The 3,354-nt window shown below is 43.9% G+C and carries 1 protein-coding gene and 1 pseudogene; one reads left to right on the top strand and one right to left on the bottom strand.

Annotated features, from left to right (window positions below):
• The first annotated feature begins 158 nt into the window (after positions 1–158).
• Positions 159–2,693, top strand: coding sequence for an ATP-dependent Clp protease ATP-binding subunit (locus QZY09_RS18210; RefSeq protein ID WP_295674679.1), 2,535 nt, complete (start codon positions 159–161; stop codon positions 2,691–2,693).
• A gap of 331 nt (positions 2,694–3,024) precedes the next feature.
• On the opposite strand, the pseudogene QZY09_RS18215 reads toward QZY09_RS18210, so the two are convergent.
• Positions 3,025–3,354 (bottom strand): annotated as a pseudogene (locus tag QZY09_RS18215) (hypothetical protein); the annotation flags it as partial.

The following is a 3,354-nucleotide window of genomic DNA, read 5'->3' on the forward strand; positions in this document are numbered from 1 at the left end:
AAATTATTTAAGTTTTTTAAATTGAATATCATCTGAATGTCTGCTTTATATTCAACTTAAAAACTTGGCAATAATATTGTTGATATGTGTAAAATAACGCGCCTTGATTATTGAAACAATTTAATACATTAGGGCGTTCATAAATCGGAAGGAACTATATGGAAGCTAAATTTTCGCCGCGGGTTAAGGATGTTATACAATACAGCAGGGAGGAGGCTTTGCGCCTTGGCCATGACTATATTGGGACTGAGCACCTTTTGTTGGGACTGATAAGAGACGGGGACGGCGTTGCAATAAAATTACTGAAAGAATTAGCCGTTGATACAGCAAAATTACGACGCTCGGTAGAGGATGCTGTAAAAGGAACTATCGGCACAAATGTGCATATCGGCAGTATCCCATTAACCAAACAGGCCGAAAAGGTATTAAAGATTACTTACCTGGAAGCTAAAATATTTAAAAGCGATGTTATCGGTACGGAGCATTTGCTTCTGTCGATACTGCGCGACGAGGACAACATCGCGTCGCAGATATTAACCCAGTTTCATGTTAATTACGAAATTTTTAAAGGCGAAGTGGAATCACATAAGAACGATGTAACCGACGAAATGCCGGGATCCCCTACCGGCGGCGATGACGACTTCAAGGAAGAAGAATCATTTAGCCAACCTAAAAAAGTATCGGACATTAAATCAAAAACACCGGTACTGGATAATTTTGGCCGCGACTTAACCAAAGCAGCCGAAGACGGCCGCCTTGACCCCATCGTAGGTCGCGAAAAAGAGATTGAACGGGTATCGCAGATCCTGTCTCGCCGTAAAAAGAACAACCCTATATTAATAGGTGAGCCCGGCGTTGGTAAATCAGCCATTGCGGAAGGTTTAGCGTTACGGATCGTTCAGCGTAAAGTTTCGCGCGTGTTGTTTAACAAACGCGTGGTTACTTTGGACCTGGCTTCATTAGTTGCCGGCACCAAATACCGCGGGCAGTTTGAAGAGCGTATGAAAGCCGTGATGAACGAGCTAGAGAAATCGCCTGACGTAATCTTATTCATTGACGAGATCCATACTATTGTTGGCGCAGGCGGCGCATCTGGTTCGCTGGATGCTTCCAATATGTTTAAACCGGCATTGGCCAGGGGCGAAATACAATGCATCGGCGCCACTACTTTGGATGAATACCGCCAGTATATTGAAAAAGACGGCGCTTTAGACCGTCGTTTCCAAAAGGTAATGGTTGAACCTGCTACGCCGGATGAAACTATTGAGATACTGAACCGCATTAAAGAGAAATACGAAGAGCACCATGGCGTAACTTATACGCCTGAGGCAATTAACGCCTGCGTTACTTTAACCACAAGATATATTACCGACCGCTTCTTACCGGATAAGGCTATTGATGCCCTGGACGAGTCGGGATCTCGTGTTCACTTAACCAATATTCATGTGCCACAAAACATTTTGGATATTGAGCAAAAGATCGAGCTGATCAAGATCGAGAAAAACAAAGTGGTACGCAGCCAGAAATACGAAGAAGCTGCTAAACTGCGTGATACGGAGAAACATTTGCTGGAAGAACTGGAACAGGCTAAAGCCATTTGGGAAGCCGAAACCAAATCAAAACGCTATACCGTTACTGAAGATAACGTTGCCGAAGTAGTAAGCATGATGACCGGTATCCCTGTTCAGCGTGTGGGCCAGGCCGACAGCCACAAGCTGTTGAATATGGCTGAAACTGTTGGCAGCAAAGTAATCGGGCAGGAAGAAGCGATCAAGAAATTGACCCGCGCCATTCAAAGGACCCGCGCCGGATTGAAAGATCCTAAAAAACCGATCGGTTCATTTATATTCCTGGGCCCTACCGGTGTTGGTAAAACTGAACTGGCGAAAGAACTTTCACGCTTTATGTTTGACACAGAGGACGCCCTGATCCAGATCGACATGAGCGAATACATGGAAAAATTCGCTGTATCCCGCTTAGTGGGTGCGCCTCCGGGCTATGTAGGTTATGAAGAAGGCGGACAGCTGACCGAAAAGGTACGCCGCAAACCTTATGCAGTAGTATTACTGGATGAAATTGAAAAAGCACACCCGGATGTATTCAACATCCTGTTACAGGTATTGGATGAAGGGCAGTTAACTGACTCATTAGGCCGCAAGGTTGATTTCAGGAATACGATCATCATCATGACCTCAAACATTGGCGCACGCCAGTTGAAGGATTTTGGCCAGGGAGTTGGTTTTACTACCAGCGCTAAAACTATTCAGGCTGATTCACATTCAAGAGGTGTAATTGAAAATGCTTTGAAACGTGCTTTTGCACCTGAGTTTTTGAACCGTATAGACGATGTGATCGTGTTTAATTCCCTGGGTAAAGAAGAGATCTTTAAGATCATTGATATTGAACTGGCTTACCTGTTTAACCGGGTAAATATGCTGGGCTACAAAATTGAGCTTACCTTAGGCGCTAAAGAGTTTATCGCCGATAAGGGCTACGACAGCCAGTTTGGCGCCCGTCCGTTAAAACGTGCGATCCAGAAATACCTGGAAGACCCGATTGCCGAAGAAATATTAAAAGGCGAACTGAGCGAAGGCGATACCATGGAAATCGACTACGACAAAGAAAGCAACGAAATAAAAATTGTTGCCCGCAAAGGCGAAAGCAAAAAGCCTGAAGAGGAAGAGCAGAAGTAAGTTTTTTAGTCTGAAACCTGCCGGCAGGCAGGGTCAGCAAAGTCCGAAAGAAGCTGCATGTGACTTTAGAAAATAAATAAAATTAAAACTCCGCTGTGCTTTAGCATGGCGGTTTTTTTTGTAGGATTATTTAATAACATGTCCACAACTGATAGGCATGGTGGTCTTTGAGCTGCCTTTGTGCTCATAGTGTTAAATTTAACCGCGGAGTTAACCGGGGCAGGGAAGCTGGTTAAAGTCGTTCTGTCTGAATGTGGAATTATGATAAATTGCTATTAACCGACAAGATAACAACGGTCTTTTGTTTCGGATACCCCTTCGTTAGGATATGCTAATTATCGGGACTATAGTCTGAGGGAAGTAATTCTGCTATCCTAATTTTGGCCCAGTAGCCTTCGTAAACAAGGCTTTCAGGGTTTACAATGATGCCGTTATCATCAAAAAATATATCCGGTGCGGTAAACGTTACAATTGTTTTTGCGTATCCCGGCTGCGCCGCCGCCGGAATATCCTCCAGGTTACCGGTATAGTTATGTAATTTGGTGTACATTACATAAAGGCAGTCTTTGTAAGCCATGGCATAAATGCCTTTTTTGTTGCTAACCGCTATATAATCATTAACCTGCAGGGGCGTTTGTGCCAATGAATCAATGTGTTTTAT

Origin of the sequence: uncultured Mucilaginibacter sp., from assembly GCF_903913935.1 — a bacterium.
Lineage (GTDB): Bacteria > Bacteroidota > Bacteroidia > Sphingobacteriales > Sphingobacteriaceae > Mucilaginibacter.